Origin of the sequence: Okeania sp. SIO2B9 (assembly GCF_010672505.1) — a bacterium.
Taxonomy (GTDB): Bacteria; Cyanobacteriota; Cyanobacteriia; order Cyanobacteriales; family Microcoleaceae; genus Okeania; species Okeania hirsuta.
The window spans coordinates 1-1,990 of the sequence record NZ_JAAHGK010001310.1; the positions used below are offsets into that span (position 1 = coordinate 1).

At 37.2% G+C, this 1,990-nt stretch carries 2 protein-coding genes; one reads left to right on the forward strand and one right to left on the reverse strand.

What is annotated here, in order from left to right; translation table 11 throughout:
- Positions 1-565 precede the first annotated feature (565 nt).
- On the forward strand, positions 566-1,468 hold the full coding sequence (gene nadC, locus F6K13_RS30170) for a carboxylating nicotinate-nucleotide diphosphorylase (RefSeq protein WP_124144724.1): 903 nt from the start codon (positions 566-568) through the stop codon (positions 1,466-1,468).
- A 164-nt stretch (positions 1,469-1,632) separates the two neighbouring features.
- Here nadC and F6K13_RS30175 read toward each other — a convergent pair whose 3' ends face one another.
- On the reverse strand, positions 1,633-1,773 hold the full coding sequence (locus tag F6K13_RS30175; protein WP_287289425.1) for a hypothetical protein: 141 nt from the start codon (positions 1,771-1,773) through the stop codon (positions 1,633-1,635).
- Positions 1,774-1,990: the final 217 nt, after the last annotated feature.

Genomic DNA, 1,990 nt, shown 5'->3' on the forward strand with positions numbered 1-1,990 from the left:
CAAATATATCGTTAGGTATATTATCTAAAGTTTGGTTAGTTTTAAGTTGAGTAGCAAACATTATTAAATCTTTCTGTAATTTACTTATTGACCAGTGGTAAGTTTAAGACACTTTAATCAGTCTATTTTATGATAGATTTATTAATTATAGTAGAATTCATCAAAAATTGAATTTAGAGTTAGTTATGGGAGAAAAAGTTAACCTTGTTGAGTAAACGAATATAGATTCAAAAAATGGACGAGTTGATATTTGCTGTGTTAAATATTTTATATCAAATACGGTTAATTGCACATAGAATCTAGTTATATGATAGACATCTCCAATAATAAAAAATCAAATCAATTATCGCACTCTTATTTCTTTCCCTTTACTCTCTACTCCCTATGCGTGGAGTAGATGTTTAATATCTGTTTATAATTTCTTAAATTACTTGAATATTTCTTCTCCACTACTCCCCCACTCTCCCACTCCCCTACTCCCAACTATATAATAAGTATTCAACCGGATTTGATATTAGGTGGGAGCTACTCTGCCAGTAATTTTGAATAAAATTTCAGTAACAATATGCAATCTGTTATACCTCCAAACATAATATTAGACAACTTATTAAAAAATTGGCTGCTAGAAGATATTGGCAGGGGTGATCGCACTACTGCAGGGTTATTTTCAACAGACCAAGTAATTACAGGTGCCGGTTATTGGTTGGTCAAGGAATCAGGAGTTATTGCGGGGTTACCAATTGCAGCTAGAGTATTTCAACTTTTGGATGAAAAGGTCAACTTTTTACCTACTGTTACAGAAGGAGAATGGTGCGAGTCGGGTACTGTAATCGCTAAATTAGATGGGCCTTTAGATAGTTTATTGACTGGGGAAAGGGTGGCCTTAAATCTAGGGATGCGTTTGAGTGGGATAGCGACTATGACTCGTAAATATGCAGATAAAATTGCCGATCTGTCGGTGCAACTGGTTGATACTCGCAAAACAACTCCAGGACTGAGAATTTTAGAAAAATATGCGACTCAAGTTGGTGGGGCAAAAAATCATCGCATGGGTTTGGATGATGCGGTGATGATTAAGGATAATCATATTGCTGCTGCTGGAGGTATTGGGAAAGCGATCGCTAAGGTCAGAGAAACAATACCTTATCCTTTAACTATTGAAGTGGAGACAGAAACATTGGCAGAAGTAGAAACTGCTTTGGAGTATCAGGCAGATATTATTATGCTGGATAATATGTCTGTTGAAGTAATGCAGCAAGCAGTTAAAATGATTAGGCAAAACAATAATCGTATCAAAATTGAAGCTTCTGGAAATATTACTTTAGATACTATTAGAAATGTGGCTGAAACAGGTGTCGATTATGTTTCTACTAGCGCTCCTATTACTCGGTCAACTTGGTTAGATTTAAGTATGAAGATAGAAAAAAATATTACCAATATCGCAGGAGGAGGAAGAGGTTTGGAATAGGGAAGAGGATTTTGAGGCAGCTTGGTACTGCTAGAAATATCAGAATCATTTCCATAAGAATCTGTAGTGTTAGCCCAAAAGTCAAAGAAGGCAACACCGATACTATTACTATTAAATAGAGAAATAGAGAAAAATTCGGTTGAACTTAACAATCAGACTTAAAGCTAACCAAAACCTTTAGGTTTATTTTCCTCTGGCTCTGTATCTAGGAAAGATTTGTGAATTATTTGAATATCAGGGTCTACCTCAATCCACAGGCGAGCACCACCAGCTTGACTCTTGTTAGGTTTATGAGGACGATACACGATTTTGCAGTTTCCCAGAATCTCTACTTCGTGACAACGATAATTTCTGTTTCCCTGTTTTACAGATATCGCTGGTAAAGATGTGCCATTGTCTCGGTTATAGTCAATTTCTCTTCGAGAGGCCTATGACGCGGGGCTGCTGGGCAAGAATGCTGCGGGCTCGGACTGGGATTTCGACATTTACCTGCACCACGGCGCAGGCGCCTATATCTGCGGC

Bases quoted from the DNA above. Each gene is read 5' to 3' on its own strand.
- nadC (WP_124144724.1), top strand. From the start codon at position 566: ATGCAATCTGTTATACCTCCAAACATAATATTAGACAACTTATTAAAA.